Source organism: Curtobacterium sp. AC268 (assembly GCF_979258745.1).
The window spans coordinates 696,348-712,641 of record NZ_OZ409878.1; the positions used below are offsets into that span (position 1 = coordinate 696,348).

Here is a 16,294-nt window from a genome sequence, read left to right on the forward strand (position 1 = left end):
GTTGGCGGGTCGGGGCGGCGGGAGTCAGCCGCCGGGGGCTGGTTCCGGGGCAGGCTGCTCGGGAGCGGGGGCCGCGTCCGACTCGTACGTCCAGGTGTCCGTCTGCCCGGCGATCTGCACCTCGATGGTCACGGTGGTGGTCCGGAGCGGTGACAGGGCAGATGTCGGCACGACCGAGTTCGTCGTGTATGCCACGTCCTGATCGTCGCTCCCACGACCGTCGAAGCGCACGGTGTACGTCGGGGTGGCGCGACCGTTCGAGGGATCCTGAACGTTGAGGGCCGTGCCCTCGACGGGTTGCTGCACGATCGGCTTGGTGATGATCGGGGTTGCGGAGTTGGATTCCGAAGACGCGGGACCGCAGTAGTCGTAGTTGTTGCTCGGTCCGCGGCAGCCCTGCACCTCGATCGAGACCGCCGTCCCGTAGCCCAGTGCTGCCGTGGGCCCGGAAGGTGCGTCCTGCCATCCACCACCGTTGTAGCGAACACGGTAGTGATCGGCGCGTCCGGACTTCACGCCGTACCCCTCTGCGACCAGCTGGTACACGCCGTTGTCCCGGTCGGTCTTCACGACACGGATCGAGGGTGTGGTGGCCTGGCCAGGACGCTCGTAGCTCGTCACGGACGTCGTCGCTCGGCTGACGCTGCAGAACCCGTAGGTGTTGGACGCCACGACGACGTAACTGGTCGTGCTGCCGTCCGCAGCGTTGCCGTCACGCAGTGTCCCGCCTCCGGGGCCCGTGCTGTCGACCTGCTGACCGCCGCCGATCGGGCCGCAGGTGACCTGCCCCCCGACCCGGACGAGCGCGTACGACTGGATCGGCGCACCTTGACCGTCGGACTTGGAGTAATCGACGCTGACGACCGTGCGACCGGAGGACGCATCGACGTTCGGATCCCCCACGGAGACGGCTGTCGGTACACCGACTGCGCTCCCGGTGGCGGACGCGGAGTTCCACTGCACCACCGTGCCGTTGCGGTCTGCGGCGTTGCGGGCTGACACGGTGACCGTGTACTGGGCGGCACTCTGGGCACCGGTGAACGAGGTGCTCGTGGCGGTGCCGGTGTTGCGGGTGTCGGACAAGCCCGGACCCTCGATCGTCACGACGTAGTTGTCGACCGCGCTGCCGTTGTTCGGCGCGGACACCTTCCCCCACTTGACGTCGAGCTGGTTCGGCGTCGACCTACTGGGCGTGACCGTGATGCCCTTCGGCGGTGCCGGCACGAAGTCCGCGCTCATCGGACCCGAGCGGGCCGACGGCTTCGAGTCACCGATCGCGTTGGTCGCCACGACCTGGAACCGGTAGGACGCCTTCGGGTCGAGGCCGGTGACCGTGCACACCGTCGCGGTCCCGCAGTTCTTCGAGACGCCGTTGGTCCCGATGACGCGGTAGCCCGTGATGGGCGAGTTGTTGCCCTGCGGGGTCGCCCACGTCAGCGTGGCCTGGCCACCGACGTAGGAGCCGGTGCGGGTGGGCGCACCCGGTGCGTCCGGGACGTCCTGCACCGAGATCGTGACGTCGCCCCAGACGTACCGGTCGGGGTCGTTCGTGGCGTCCGCCACCTGGTACTGCAGGTGCGCGTCGCCGGGCTTCGCGGTTCCGGCGACCGCGACCTGCAGACGCGAGCGATCACCGCTCGGCGTGACGGTGACACCCTTCGGGAGTCCGCCGGACAGACCGCGGATGTTCACGACGCGCAGCCGCTCGCCGGGGAACGGGTTGGTCGGCTGGTCGTTCCTCAGGACGTCGATGGTGGTGGTCGACCCGCGCTTCGTCACCGCGCGGTCGGCGCCGGGCTGGACCGCCGGCCGGGTGGAGGCGACGACGCCGACGGTCACCGTGCCCGCGCGACCGGCGTTGGCGTCGTCCGCGACCCCGATCCCGATCGACGCGGTGGTGTTCTTCTTCGCGGTGTCGGCGACCGCGATGCTGAGCTGCTGCTTCGCGATCGACGCGGTCGTCCCGGCGGCGGGCCGGCCGACGATCGAGTACCGGAGCTCCGGCAGGTCCTTCGGGTACGGGTAGTCGGTGAGCTTCGTCAGGTCGATCTTCCGCGTCTCGCCCGGCTGCATCTCGATCGAGGAACCCGCGAACGCCGGCGGCTGGTTCGACCGGGGCGTGACCGTGATCGGGAGCACGAGGGTGGCGACGCGACCCTTGCCGCCGTTCGCCGACGAGCCGTCGGTGACCTCGAACGAGATCGACGCCTTGCCGTAGTAGAGCTTCGACGACGTGAACTGCAGCGTCGACGAGTCCACCACCAGACCCTGCCCGTTCGCGTGGGTGGCCTTGACCGTGCCGCGGTCGGTGATCTTCGCGGTCTGGCCGTTCGCCGTCACGACGAAGTCCTGCAGCGGGATGCGGACCGTGGCCTCGCTCTTCACCGTGACCGCGCCGGCGCTGCGGTTGATCTGGGGCAGGGCGTCGTCGAAGCCCGGCACGTTGATGAAGCCGTAGGAGACGATGTCCGGGTGGTCGAGCCGGGCGACCGAGAAGGGGATCACCTGCGATTCGTCGGTCAACCGGACCGTGATGCGGCCGTCGTCGGTGGGCGTCGCCGTGTCGCCGTAGCCGGGGACGACCCCGACCCGGAGGTCGGCCGCGGTGCCCTCGGCGAAGAAGACGTTGTCGAGCACGTCGACGGTCACGCTCTGCCGCCGCAGGATGTCCTGCAGGTCGAGGGTCGTGTCGTCGACCTCGGGCCGGAGCGGCTGTGCGTCCGGGTCGACGGTCACCGTGAGGAAGGCCGTGCTCGATCCCCCGCTGCTGTTCGCGACGGTGTAGAGCACCGCGTAGTCACCGCGCTTCGCCGACTTCGGGGGCGTGACACGGATCTGCTGCTTCCGGAGGATCTTCGCGGTGACGTCCTCGGCCGTCGGCTCGGCCTGTGCGACGGTGAGCTGCCCGCCCTCGGGGTCGGAGTCGTTCTGCAGGACACGCACCGTCACCGACCCACCGGGACGGATCGTGACGTGGTCGGCCTCGGCCACGGGGTTCGAGGCCTGCTCGGCGCGGGGTGCGATGCCCACCCGCACGGTGCCGGACGCGCGGGCCCCGAGAGCGTCCACGACCGTGTAGGTGAGCTCGTCGGTCCCTGCCGAGTAGTCGCCCGCCTCGTAGGTCAGGGCGTCCGAGGCCACGTCGGCGACCGATCCCTTGTCGGGGTTGGAGCCCACGCCGACGAGCTGGACGGAGTCGCCGTCCGGGTCGATCCCGTTCAACGGCACGCTGATCCGCACCGACGACCCGGCGACGACGCGCGCGGTGACGGTCTGCGGGACCGGCGGGTTGTTGGTCGCGGCGTCACGCTCGCGCACCGAGATCGACACGGCGGCGTCGGCGTACTGGCCGTCCGGGCCGGCCACCCGGTAGACGGCGGTGTAGTTGCCCGGGGTCTTCGGAGCGAGGTAGCGCAGGTGGTCGCCGGAGACGAACAGCAGGCCGCCGTCGCCGGGCACGTTCTGCACCAGCTCGGGCTGCAGCGTCAACGGTTCGCCCTCGGGCTGGGTGTCGTTGCCGAGCACGTCGATGTTCGCGACGTCTCCGACACGCACGGTGGCGGTGTCGGGCTGGGCGACAGGAGGCTGGATGCGGTCGGGCTTCGGGATCTCGACGACGGTGATCGTGCCGGGGGACGACGCCAACCCGTTCGTCTCGGTGTACCCGAACGAGACCGGACCGTCGAGCGGCGCCGTGAGCGTGACGCGGACCTTGTGCTGGTCGAGGATGCTCGCCTGCACCCCGCTGCCCCGTCCGGGTCCGTCGAGCGCCGTCACGAGCAGCACCCCGCCCGCCGGGTCGATGTCGGTCGCGGTGACGTCCGTGTCCTTGGTGGACAGGGTGTTGACGAACACCGTCTTCGGCGTGGTGATCGGCGCCGTCGAGGCGTCCGGCGGCGCCAGGACGGTCACCCGGACGATGCCGCTCGACGTCTTCACACCGTCGGTCACCGTGTACTCGAGCTGGTGGTCGCCCGCCCGCTCCCCCTGCACCCGGAAGGTCCCGGCGTCGTAGCTCGGGGTGACGGTCAGCCCGGATGCCGACGACACGCTGGTCAGCGTCACGGTGCCGTTGCCACCACGCACGTGGTCGAGCGGCTCGACCGTGAAGGCTTTGCCGGCGTACCCGGACACGGGGAACGGATCGGCGCGCAGCGGGACGGTGCCCTGCTTGGCCACCCGCACCGTCACGGCACCCCGGCCGTCGGCGCGTCCGTCGCTCACGACCAGCTGCACCGACCGCTCACCGGTGCGGCCGCTGTCGTTCCGGAAGTCGAGCAGGCCGTCCGGTGTGGTGGACACCCGGTCGCCGTTCGACGCGGTCGCCGACTTCAGGTACACCGGGTCGCCGTCCGGGTCGATCCAGTCACCGAGCACGTTCGAGACGACGTGCCCGTTCTGGACGACGTCGGCCGAGGTGTCACGGACCTGCCGCGGCGCCTCGTTCTCGCTGTCGGGGCGCACGCTGATCCGGACCGTCGCGGTGTCCGATCCGCCGTTGCCGTCGGTGATCGTGTACGGGAACGTCACGGTCCCGGTGGCGCGCGATGACAGCGTGACCTGCAGACGTTGGCCGTCGCCGACGATCGCGACGCGTCCGGCGGACTTCGAGATGGTGCCGATCTCGCTCACGATGATCGGGTCGCCGTTCGGGTCGTAGTCGTTCAGCAGGACCGGGAGGCTCGTGGTGCGTCCCGGACGAGCGCCCAGTTCGTCGTCCACCGCCACCGGCGGCTTCTGGTCCTTGTCGACCTCGGGGTCGTCGTCGGAGACCTGCTCCTGCTGCTGCTCGTCGTCCTGCTTGATCAGGTCGGCCCAGTTGTCGATGAGCTGACCACTCCGGTCGATCGCCCAGGATCGGCCGCTCGTCGGGTCGTTGGCGACCACGGTGTCGCCGTTGTGCAGGATCTGCAGTTCGCTCGTGCCGCCGGTGCTCGCCAGCCGCTGCAACGCGCTGCCGTCGCACGTGTCGATCGCCTGTCCGCCCGCCCACGCCGCGTACGTGCAGGAGCCGTCGACGTAGGGCCGCGCGGCTCGTCCGGACACCTGGAGCGCGGTGGCGTCCACGGTGCCGGAGGCGCTGACGCGGACCAGGCCCGCCGTGCCCGCGACCGTGACCTGGGCCGTGCTGTCCGACGACCGCTGGAGGGCCGGCGACGACCCCACCCGGTCGCCGAGCTCGACGGTGCGGCCGTCGACCGACAGGGCACCGCTCGTGCGGTCGAGCACGGCGAGGTGCTCGTCGAACGTGGCGACCTGGAAGTCGTCGCCCCGGTCCATGTCGACCTTCCACCGTTCGGCGACGGTGAGTGTCGCGCCGACGTCGACCAGCGACGCCGTCCCGGTCTTCGCGGAGTAGACCGCCACGTGGCCGTCGGAGGCGTCGAAGACGGTGTCGGCGCCCAGTGTCAGGTCGGCCTTCGCGGACGCGTCGAACTCGGCGAGGTCGCTCGCGGGGGTCGACCAGAGCTCGCCCGTGTCCGCGTTGCCGATGACCGCGGTGTCGCCCGCGAAGAAGACCTGCGGCGTCCCGGCAGGCAGCGTGATCGCATCACCCACGGTGGCGTCGGCGACGTCGACCCGGGCGACCGTGCCCTTGGTCTCGTCGACGCTGTAGACGGTGGAACCGCGCTGCAGCACGGACAGGTCGTCGCTGGCGGTCACGACCGCGGTGTTGAGCTGCAGGATGCCGGTGTTCGCCCGGCCGACCGCGCCGTACTGGGCAGAGGGCACCCAGACGGTGCCGTCGCCGAGGTCCACGCGTTGTGTGTGGTACCCGGTGGAGACGATGGCCGTGGTCGCGACGACAGCGGCGACGAGCACCGAGGCGCCGGTGGTCACGGCTGCGGAGCGGTGCTTCGCGAGGAGGGCGCGGATCACCCGGCGCTCCCGATCGTCGCGCACTTCTGCGCGCTCGCAGCGCCCGTCTTGCCGTCCCGGTTCACCGCGACGGCGATGCACTCCTCGTCGCCGCGTTCACCGGAGACGACGAAGGTCGTGCCGGTCTGCTGGCTCGAGGACCCGTTGGACGAGATGACGTACGTGTCGCCGCTGCGCAGCCCCGGGTCGGTCCAGCTGAAGGACACGGACTGCGGTGACGGCTCGGCCCGGACCTCGGCCACGACCGGGATGGCCCCCGCGCCGAGCCGACCGACGACGACGACCGTGGCGATCACGAGGGCGGCGACCACGACGACGGCGAGGGACGTCGCCCAGACCAGGGTCGAACGGGTCCGGCGACGGGCACGGGTCACGGACCCGGTGCGGTGCACGGTGCCGACGCTGTGCGAACCGCCGGCCACGACCCCGCCCTGCACCGCGCGGCGGGTCCGACGACGCGCACCGACCCGGGTGGGTGGCTGCAGCTCACGGATCACGGTGCGGTCACCGTGCGCGGTGGGCGTCGAGATCGCCCAGGCCTCGACCGCGACGTCGGCGGACGTCTGCGGGATGCCGAGCTCGGCTTCGACCTGCTGGAACCCCCGTACGAGTTCCATCACCGTCGCGGGGCGTCCCTGCGGCTTGCGGGACAGCGCCGAGGCGAGCAGGCGCTCCAGCGAGGGCGGCACGTCGGTTCGACCGGTGGGCTTCACGCCGCCCTTGTCGATCCGGTGCATCAGGTCGTTCGCACCGTTCTTGCCGCCGCGGACCTCGAACGGGCTGCGGCCGGCGAGGAGCGAGTACACCGTCGCCGCGAGTGAGTACACCTCGGACTGGATCGTGCCGCGCGACTCGTCGATCAGGACCTCGGGCGCGGACCACGGGATCGACATGCCGATCGGCTCGTCGGGGTCGGTGCCCCCGATCGTCGCGGCGATGCCGAAGTCGGAGAGCACGGGGTTGCCGTAGGCCGTCAGCAGGATGTTCGACGGCTTGATGTCGCGGTGCAGCACGCCCTCACGGTGTGCGGTCTCGAGCGCCGACCCGATGCGGATGCCGATCGACAGCACCTCGGACACCGGGATCGGTTCGCGACGGTAGCGCTCGCTGAGGGACGAGGAGCAGAGCTCCATGACCAGGTAGGGACGGCCGTCAGCGGCGACGCTGGCCTGGAAGACGGTGAGGATCGACGGGTGGGTGCTGAGCCGGGCCATCAGGTTGGCCTCGGCCTGGAACATCTGCCGGACGCGGTCGTCGACGACCTCGTCCAGCAGCACCTTCACCGCGACCTGTCGTCGGGGCATGTCCTGCTCGTAGAGGAAGACGTCGGCGAAGCCACCGGACCCGAGGACGTGGACGGGACTGAACCCGCCGATCACGGGCGGGTTGGACGGCAGGCGTCTCGCCATGGTCCTCTCCTCCCCCGGCCGAGCGGCCAGCTCTCTCGACGTGGCCATGTCATTGTACGAAGCGTGGGTGACCGACATTCCGCACGCCGATCCCCCACAGTTCGACGTGTTCCCCCAGTTCGGGGGCCAGCTAGTGCCGCGGCAGCGTGTCCTCGAGGTCGCCGTCGTCCGGCGCGGCATCGACCTGCAGCACGACGACGGTGACGTTGTCGCGACCGCCGGCCACGACGGCGTCGCCCACCAGGCGCTCCGCCAGGTCCTGCGCACCCGGCTCACGTGCCGCGATGCGCGCGATGCCAGCGTCGCCGAGCTCCTTGGTCAGCCCGTCGGAGCAGACGATGTAGCGGTCACCGGCCCGCAGGGGCAGGGTCCACCAGTCCGGTGCCGGCGGTTCGCCGAAGCCGACCGCACGAGTGATGACGTTGCTGTCCGGGTGCTGCTCGGCATCCTCGGCGCGCAGCAGACCGGCGTCCACCATCTCCTGCACCACCGAGTGGTCGACGGTGACGCGGCGGAGCACGCCGTCCTCGATGCGGTAGGTGCGGGAGTCCCCGACGTTGAACACGAGCGCAGCGGGCTGCCCGAGCGAGGCCACGAGCGCGATCCCGGTGACGGTGGTGCCCGCGCCGATCGCGTTGCCGCCAGCTGCGCGCTCGATGTCGGCGGTCGCGAGGAGCAGGGCACGCTGGATGCCCTGGCGCGTGGTGAACGGTTCGGCCGTCACCTGTTCGAGCCGACGCACGACCGCGTCGCTGGCGCGGTCGCCCGCGAGGTGCCCACCCATGCCGTCGGCGACGACGAAGAACGGCGCGCCCACGATGTAGCTGTCCTCGTTGTGGTCACGCCGTCGACCGACGTCGGTCGCGGCTCCCCACGAGAGCGTCAGGGTGGCGCCGTCGGCACCGGGGACGTCGATGGCGTGCGCAGTGGCTGCTCGGCCGAGTTCGGTCACGTGTCAGGATCGCTCTCTGGTGGGTCGGGGCGTGCCGTGTGCTGTCTGATCGGAGGGCCACGGGGGAACCGGAGGCAGACCCTCTGCCGTCGGTGCGACCCGGAGGTACGGCGAGAGGACCTCGATGGCGTTGCCGTCACCGATCTCGACTACCGTACCCGTCAGCGCGACGATCGACGCACCCGACGCCATGCGGTAGGCGGGCGCACCGGCCGGGCGGACCACGGTGCCGTTCGTCGACCGGAGGTCCTGCACGACGACGGCTTCGCCCTCGGCGTGCATCAGGACGTGGGACGACGACACCTGCCCGTACGCCGACCGCACGGTCACGAGTTCGGGCTGCGGACCACGGGTGACCCGGGGCAGCGACGGCCGGCGGCCGATGACCACCGGGTGGTCGAGCCGGAAGGTGCGGTCGCCGATGCGGATCGAGGGCACACGTGCCGCAGGTGCGGCGGGTGCCGACGGGGCGGACTGGAGGCCCGGGGCGGCACCCACGAGCGGGCCCGCTCCGGCGCCGGGTCGCGCCGGCACCCGGACGATGGTGTCCTCCGGATCGACGTCGTCCACCGCTGCCGGTGACTGGCCGGGTGCACCGACCGGGGGTCGGATGACCGTGTCACCGAGGACTCCGTCGTCGGAGTCAGAGTCAGGATCGCGACCGGCGCCGGCTCCGGCTCCGGGGAGGACGGGACCTTCGCCGCGGATGACGGTGTCACCGACGGCGTCCGCCGTCCGGTCGCCCGCCGGCGATCGTCGGGGTCGCCGGATGACGGTGTCCTCGATGTCGTCGTCGTACAACCGGAGCCCTCCCAGTGTGGTCTCCCCCACCGTAGACGATCCGGTCGACCCCACGTCATCGACGCTCCCAAGACGGCCCGCTGCCCGCGACGACCGAGCGCAGGACGAGCCCCGCGAGCGGGTCGTCGGCGCGCGTCTCGAGGGCGTACCGGGCACGCGTCTCCGCCCGGGCCCAGGACCCGAGCGCCCACGCGCACCAGGCACCGAGCGACAGGGCGCCAGCGGCGCCCGACGATCCGTCGAACGGTCCGTCCTGCGCCCGCCACACCCGCCACGCGTCGGCGCACCGGTCGCCGGCGAGCCGCACGCGGGCACGATCTGGAGCCGGGCCGAAACCGTGGAGCGCCGGTGGTGTCGGGTCGGCGAAGGGGTCGAACACCCGGATCGACCGGGGGTCCGGCGTGCCCTGCGCCGCGATGAACGGCACCAGGGCCATCCGGGGCGCGAGTGCGCCGCACGCGGTCACCACGGCCGTCGCGGCCGCCGTCGACAGGTCCGCCCGGCCGGGCGCGACCAGCGCGGCCGCTGCGGCGGGGAGGGTGACCGCCGCGGCGATCTCGCGAGGGAAACGGACTGCGGAGCCGGGGCCGGACTGTGCCGTGAGAGGGATCATGCACGCCATCGAAGCGTGCTGCGGGCCTCCAGGCAGGGGCGCCCCGGCCATCTGTGGACCGGAGCTGCCCCACTCACGCCTGTGGAGGACGAGCCGGCGGAAACCGCTCAGGCGGCGACGGGCTCCAGGCTCTCGGCGACCAGGTCCCAGCCGCCCTCGTTGCGTTCGACGACCACGCCGTTCGCCGCCGCCCAGACGACCAGGTCGTCCATGCTGCCGATGCTCGCGCCGGTGCGGGCGAGCAACGCCACCAGGCGGCCCTTCGCGGTCTTGTTCCAGTGGTTCAGTGCACGACGACGACCGGAGCCGTCGACGCTCACCACCCGTGGTGTGACCGCTCCGGACACGGGCCCGAGCTGCCGGTAACCCTCGGACCGCAGGTCGAGTACCAGGCCGTCCGCACGGGTCAGCAGGGAACGGGTCGACGCCGCGGGCCAGTGCGCGGCCAACCGGATCGAACCGAGCCGCGAGTCGTGCGACAGCCGGTACGCCGGGATCGGGTCACCGGCGCCGATCGGGCCGAACATCGCGGACTGCACGATCACGTGCTCCGCCCACCATGCACGCGTCATGGCGTCCGCGTCCTGCGCGCGCAACGGGTCGTAGAGGACCCCCGTGTACCGCTCGATCGCGGGCATGGTGCCCGCGGTGTCGAGCTCGAGGTTCCGGAGGCGCTCGGCGATCGACTTCGGACCGAGCTTGAGTGCCGTCCTGGCCGAGGACTCCTCGGAACTGACGAAGCGGGCCGCGGTGATCACCGCGGCCCGCTCATCGGCCAGTTCCGGGAACGAGAGTGCACGCAGATCGAGCGTGCGGCTCGTGTCCCCGCCCTCCCGCTTCGTCTCCGAAGGCGGGAGCAGGACGGTCAGTCCGGTCAGGACGCCAGCGCGGCCTGCCGCGCGACGATCGTCACCGTGTCGTGCTCGACCGACAGGAAGCCGTCCTCGGCGTCGACCGCGACGGTCGACCCATCGGCCCGCGTGATGCGGACCTGCCCCTGCGCCAGGATCGCGAGCATCGGCTCGTGTCCGGCGAGGATGCCGATCTGGCCCTCTGTCGTCCGCGCGACGACCATGGTGGTGTCGCCCGACCAGACCTCGCGGTCAGCCGAGACGACGCTCACGCTGAGACCCGCCATGTCAGCGGTTCTCCTTCTGGATCTGAGCCCACTTCTCTTCCACGTCGTTGATGCCACCGACGTTGAAGAACGCCTGGGTCGCAACGTGGTCGAACTCGCCGTCGGCGATGGCGCGGAAGGACTCGATGGTGTCCTTGAGCGGCACCGTGGAGCCCTCGACGCCCGTGAACTTCTTCGCCATGTAGGTGTTCTGCGAGAGGAACTGCTGGATACGACGAGCGCGCTCGACCGTGATCTTGTCCTCTTCGGAGAGCTCGTCGACACCGAGGATGGCGATGATCTCCTGCAGCTCCTTGTTCTTCTGGAGGATCTGCTTGACGCGCGTGGCCGTCTCGTAGTGGTCGGCACCCAGGTAGCGCGGGTCCATGATGCGCGACGTCGACGCCAGCGGGTCGATCGCGGGGTACAGACCCTGCGACGCGATCTCACGGGAGAGCTCGGTCGTCGCGTCGAGGTGCGCGAACGTGGTGGCCGGAGCCGGGTCGGTGTAGTCGTCAGCCGGCACGTAGATCGCCTGCAGCGAGGTGATCGAGTGACCACGCGTCGAGGTGATGCGCTCCTGGAGCACACCCATCTCGTCGGCGAGGTTGGGCTGGTAGCCCACGGCGGACGGCATGCGGCCGAGCAGCGTCGAGACCTCGGAGCCGGCCTGCGTGAAGCGGAAGATGTTGTCGATGAAGAGGAGCACGTCCTGCTTCTGGACATCGCGGAAGTACTCCGCCATCGTCAGCGCCGACAGGGCAACGCGGAGACGCGTTCCCGGCGGCTCGTCCATCTGGCCGAACACGAGGGCCGTCTTGTCGAAGACACCCGCCTCTTCCATCTCACCGATGAGGTCGTTGCCCTCACGGGTGCGCTCACCGACACCGGCGAACACCGACACACCGCCGTGGTCCTGCGCAACGCGCTGGATCATCTCCTGGATGAGGACGGTCTTGCCGACGCCCGCACCACCGAAGAGGCCGATCTTGCCACCCTGCACGTACGGGGTGAGGAGGTCGATGGACTTGATACCGGTCTCGAACATCGAGGTCTTGGACTCGAGCTGGTCGAAGGCCGGGGCCTTGCGGTGGATCGGCCAGCGCTCGGTGATCTCGAGCTTCTCGTCCGTGTTGAGCACGTTGCCGAGGACGTCGAAGACCTTGCCCTTGGTGACGTCGCCGACGGGGACCGAGATCGGAGCGCCCGAGTCACGGACCTCCTGGCCACGGACCAGGCCGTCGGTCGGCTTCAGGGAGATGGCACGGACGAGGTCGTCGCCGAGGTGCTGCGCGACCTCGAGGCCGATCTCCTGCGACGAGTCACCGATGGTGATGGTCGTGAACAGGAGGTTGTACATCTCCGGGATTGCGTCGTGGGGGAACTCGATGTCGACGACGGGGCCCGTGACACGGGCGATCCGGCCGACACCGGGCGCCGACGACGTCTCGACCGCGGTGGTTGCGGTGTCGGTCATGGCTGGTGCCTTCCTGAGGGTGGGTATCTGTCCGCGAACGACGCGGACTACTTCTTCTTCGACGAGAGGGCGTCGGCGCCGCCGACGATCTCGGAGATCTGCTGGGTGATCTCCGCCTGACGCGCGTTGTTCGCGAGTCGGGTGAAGTCACGGATCAGCGAGTCGGCGTTGTCGCTGGCCGCCTTCATCGCCTTCTGACGCGCGGCGTGCTCGGAAGCAGCCGACTGCAGCATGGCGTTGAAGATGCGGCTCTCGATGTAGACCGGGAGCAGCGAGTCGAGCACCGCATCGGCGTCCGGCTCGAACTCGTAGAGCGGCAGGGGCTCGTTGCCCTCGGGCTCGTCGATGCCCTCGACGACCTCGAGGGGCAGCAGGCGAACGACCTGCGGCTCCTGGGTCGCCAGGCTGATGAACCGGTTGAACACGATGTGGATCTCGTCCACGCCGCCGTCAGCGGTGTCCTGGAGGAACTTCGCCACGACGGCGTCGCCGATCTCCTTGGCCGTCGAGAACTCCGGCTGGTCGGTGTTGCCGACCCACTGCTGCTCGGACGGACGCTCACGGAACGCGAAGTACCCGACGGACTTGCGGCCGACCAGGTAGTAGACGACGTCCTTGCCCTCGCTGCGGAGCAGGGAGGCGAGCTCCTCGCCCTGCTTGAGGACGTTCGTGCTGAACGCGCCGTTCAGGCCGCGGTCCGAAGTGAAGAGCACGACGGCTGCACGGGTCGACGACTCCGGCTCGGTGGTCAGCACGTGGTCGACGTTCGAGAACGTCGCCACGGCCGACACCGCACGCGTGACGGCCCGCGAGTACGGACCGGACGCAGCCATGCGGGCCTGCGCCTTCTGGATCCGCGACGCCGAGATCAGCTCCATGGCGCGGGTGACCTTCTTCGTGGTCTTCGCCGACTTGATCCGCTGGCGGTAGACCCGGACCTGCGCTGCCATCTAGCGACGACCCTTGACGATCTGCTCCTGGTCGACGTCCTCGGCGTCAGCCGCGTCGAACTGCTCGGAGCCGAGGGTCTTGCCGTCGCTCGTCTGGAAGCTCTTCGTGAACTCGTCGATCTGCTTGTCCATCTCGGCGACGGTCTCGTCGCTGAGCTGGTTCGTCTCGCGCAGCGTCGTGAGGACGTCGGAGTTGCGACGCAGGTGGTCGAGCAGTTCGGACTCGAAGCGGAGCACGTCCGGCACCGGGACGGTGTCGAGCTTGCCGTTCGTGCCGGCCCAGATCGAGACGACCTGCTCCTCGACCGGGTACGGCGAGTACTGCGGCTGCTTGAGGAGCTCGGTCAGACGCGCACCGCGCTCCAGCTGACGACGCGACGCCTGGTCGAGGTCGGACGCGAACATCGCGAACGCCTCGAGCGAGCGGTACTGGGCCAGCTCGAGCTTCAGCGTGCCGGAGACCTTCTTGATCGACTTCACCTGGGCGTCACCACCGACGCGGGACACCGAGATGCCCACGTCGACGGCCGGACGCTGGTTCGCGTTGAAGAGGTCCGACTGCAGGAAGATCTGGCCGTCGGTGATGGAGATGACGTTGGTCGGGATGTAGGCCGAGACGTCGTTCGCCTTGGTCTCGATGATCGGGAGGCCCGTCATCGAACCGGCGCCGAGCTCGTCGGACAGCTTCGCGCAACGCTCCAGCAGACGGGAGTGCAGGTAGAAGACGTCACCCGGGTAAGCCTCGCGGCCCGGCGGACGACGCAGGAGGAGCGACACCGCACGGTAGGCCTCGGCCTGCTTCGACAGGTCATCGAAGATGATGAGGACGTGCTTGCCCTGGTACATCCAGTGCTGGCCGATGGCCGAACCGGTGTACGGGGCGAGGTACTTGAAGCCGGCCGGGTCGGAGGCCGGAGCGGCGACGATGGTGGTGTACTCCATCGCACCGGCGTCCTCGAGCGCACCCTTGACGGAGGCGATCGTGGAGCCCTTCTGACCGATGGCGACGTAGATGCAGCGAACCTGCTTCTCCTCGTCGCCGGACTCCCAGTTGGCCTTCTGGTTGATGATCGTGTCGATCGCGATGGCCGTCTTGCCGGTCTGGCGGTCGCCGATGATCAGCTGACGCTGACCACGGCCGACGGGGATCATCGCGTCGATGGCCTTGATGCCGGTCTGCAGCGGCTGGTGGACCGACTTGCGGGCCATGACGCCGGGAGCCTGGAGCTCGAGGGCACGACGGCCCTCTGCGGCGATCTCGCCGAGACCGTCGATCGGGGCGCCGAGCGGGTCGACGACGCGACCGAGGAAGGCGTCGCCGACGGGGGCGGAGAGGACCTCACCCGTGCGGGTGACCTCCATGCCCTCCTCGATGCCGCCGAACTCGCCGAGCACGATGGCGCCGATCTCGTCTTCGTCGAGGTTCTGCGCCAGGCCGAGCGTGCCGTCCGCGAAGCGGATGAGCTCGTTCGCCATGACGCCGGGGAGACCCTCGACGTGGGCGATGCCGTCACCGGCGTCGGTGACGTGCCCGACCTCGGCCGTGGAGGCCTTCGTCGGCTCGTAGTTCGAGACGAAGTCCTTCAGGGCATCACGGATCTCATCGGGGCTGATGGTGATGTCTGCCATGGGATTTTCCTTGTGGTTTTCCGGGGCCCTTCGGCTCCGAGAGGGTGACGCTGCCGGACTCGGCAGTTCCCGTTGTGGACTTGGGGAGGAGCGGCTTCGACCGTACGCCTAGCCGGCGAGCTGGAGCCGGAGCTCCGAGAGTCGCGTGGACACGGTGCCGTCGATGACGTCGCCGCCGATCTGCACCCGGACCCCGCCGACGACCGTGGGGTCGACGACCTGGTTGATGCTGATGTCCTTGCCGTACCGCTCGGACAGACCGCGCGTGACGCGGGCCGACTGGGCGGGGGTCAGTGGCGTCGCCGTGACGACGGTCGCGACGAGCTTGCCGGCCTGCTCGGCCACGATGCGCGAGGCGTCGCGGACGATCTCACCGATGCGGCGGCCGCGGGGCTGCTGCACCAGGGCCGACACGATCGTGATCGTCTGCTCCGAGGCCTTGGCACCGAGGAGCCGCTCGACGAGCGCGCCCTTCTGCTCGGGGCTGCCGAGCTTGGTGCCGAGCGCCAGCTCGAGGCCGGCGTCCGAGCGGACGGCGGTCTCGAAGGCGAACAGCTCCGACTCGATCGACGAGTCCGGACCCGCGGTGGCGGCGACGGCGCGGATGCCCGCGTCCTCGATGCCCGCGAGCAGGTCCTGCTGCGAGGACCAGCGCGAGCCAGCCACCGCGGTCAGGACCGCACGCGTCGCGTCCGACTGTCCGGCGAAGACACGGTCGATGAGGACCTTCTTGCCGGCCGCGTCGGCCGTGGGGTCGGACAGCAGCCCGAGCAGCTGCGGCGCACCGGCGATCGCACGCCCGGAGGCGAGGATCTCGGCACCCGCGGCCAGGCCGGCGCTCGGACCGAGGTCCGACAGCACCGCCCTGGTGGACGCGAGTGCTTCTCTGGTAGCGCTGCGCATGCTCAGTGCTCCCCCGTCTTCGTGGCCTGCGAGGCCTCGAGGTCGGCGAGGAAGCGGTCGACCACTGCGGTCGACTTGGCGTCGTCCTTGAGGGATTCACCGATCACACCGGACGCGAGGTCCAGCGCGAGGGTGCCCACTTCGGACCGGAGTGCCTGGACGGCGCTCTGGCGCTCGGCCTCGATCTGCGCCTGGGCGTTGGCCGTGATGCGTGCTGCATCGGCGGCCGCCTGCTCGCGGACCTCGTTACCGATCGCCGTGGCGTCGGCACGGGCCTGCTCACGGATGCGCGAAGCCTCGGCACGTGCATCGGCGAGCTGCTTGTTGTACTCGTCGAGCGCAGCAGCGGCCTGCTCCTGAGCGGCCTCGGCCTTCTTGATGCCGCCCTCGATGGCCTCGGTGCGCTCATCGAGCATCTTCGTGATGCGCGGCGTGACGACACGCCACATCACCAGGAAGATGATGACGAAGGCGAGCGCCGACCACACGATGTCGTACACCGGCGGGATCAGCGGATTGTGCGCTTCCTCCGCCGCGATGATGAGTGCGTTCTGCATCGAGGA

General features: G+C 70.1%; 12 protein-coding genes. All 12 read right to left on the reverse strand.

All coding sequences use genetic code 11. From position 1 onward, the window contains the following. Positions 1-24 precede the first annotated feature (24 nt). Positions 25-5,880, reverse strand: coding sequence for an Ig-like domain-containing protein (locus ACZZ9K_RS03300; protein WP_463443319.1), 5,856 nt, complete (start codon positions 5,878-5,880; stop codon positions 25-27). After that, the gene (locus tag ACZZ9K_RS03305) at positions 5,877-7,289 is read right to left on the reverse strand and encodes a serine/threonine-protein kinase (RefSeq protein WP_138803599.1); all 1,413 of its coding nucleotides are present in this window, start codon (positions 7,287-7,289) and stop codon (positions 5,877-5,879) included. Before ACZZ9K_RS03305 ends, ACZZ9K_RS03300 begins: the two co-directional genes overlap by 4 nt. A gap of 130 nt (positions 7,290-7,419) precedes the next feature. Beyond that, complete coding sequence (locus ACZZ9K_RS03310; protein WP_017885739.1) at positions 7,420-8,241, reverse strand: PP2C family protein-serine/threonine phosphatase; 822 nt, start codon at positions 8,239-8,241, stop codon at positions 7,420-7,422. 3 nt (positions 8,242-8,244) lie between these two features. Beyond that, on the reverse strand, positions 8,245-9,072 hold the full coding sequence (locus ACZZ9K_RS03315; RefSeq protein ID WP_463443320.1) for an FHA domain-containing protein: 828 nt from the start codon (positions 9,070-9,072) through the stop codon (positions 8,245-8,247). Positions 9,073-9,097: 25 nt separating this feature from the next. Further along, a complete protein-coding gene (locus ACZZ9K_RS03320) occupies positions 9,098-9,655 on the reverse strand; it encodes a hypothetical protein (protein ID WP_027465775.1) in 558 nt (185 codons plus the stop codon). 107 nt (positions 9,656-9,762) lie between these two features. Then, a complete protein-coding gene (locus ACZZ9K_RS03325; protein ID WP_463444728.1) occupies positions 9,763-10,533 on the reverse strand; it encodes a YaaA family protein in 771 nt (256 codons plus the stop codon). Further along, on the reverse strand, positions 10,530-10,793 hold the full coding sequence (locus ACZZ9K_RS03330; RefSeq protein WP_027465776.1) for a F0F1 ATP synthase subunit epsilon: 264 nt from the start codon (positions 10,791-10,793) through the stop codon (positions 10,530-10,532). The genes ACZZ9K_RS03325 and ACZZ9K_RS03330 overlap by 4 nt, the downstream gene beginning before the upstream one ends. A 1-nt stretch (position 10,794) precedes the next feature. After that, positions 10,795-12,249, reverse strand: a complete 1,455-nt coding sequence (gene atpD, locus ACZZ9K_RS03335; RefSeq protein ID WP_017885744.1) for a F0F1 ATP synthase subunit beta — start codon at positions 12,247-12,249, stop codon at positions 10,795-10,797. A gap of 47 nt (positions 12,250-12,296) precedes the next feature. Then, complete coding sequence (locus ACZZ9K_RS03340) at positions 12,297-13,199, reverse strand: F0F1 ATP synthase subunit gamma (protein WP_027465777.1); 903 nt, start codon at positions 13,197-13,199, stop codon at positions 12,297-12,299. Beyond that, positions 13,200-14,828: a F0F1 ATP synthase subunit alpha gene (gene atpA, locus ACZZ9K_RS03345; protein ID WP_027465778.1), complete on the reverse strand. Its 1,629-nt coding sequence runs from the start codon at positions 14,826-14,828 to the stop codon at positions 13,200-13,202. Positions 14,829-14,936: 108 nt separating this feature from the next. Next, positions 14,937-15,731, reverse strand: coding sequence for a F0F1 ATP synthase subunit delta (locus tag ACZZ9K_RS03350; RefSeq protein ID WP_027465779.1), 795 nt, complete (start codon positions 15,729-15,731; stop codon positions 14,937-14,939). Positions 15,732-15,733: 2 nt separating this feature from the next. Then, entirely contained in the window at positions 15,734-16,288 is a 555-nt protein-coding gene (locus ACZZ9K_RS03355) for a F0F1 ATP synthase subunit B (RefSeq protein ID WP_110859012.1), read from the reverse strand. Between the last annotated feature and the right edge of the window lie 6 nt (positions 16,289-16,294).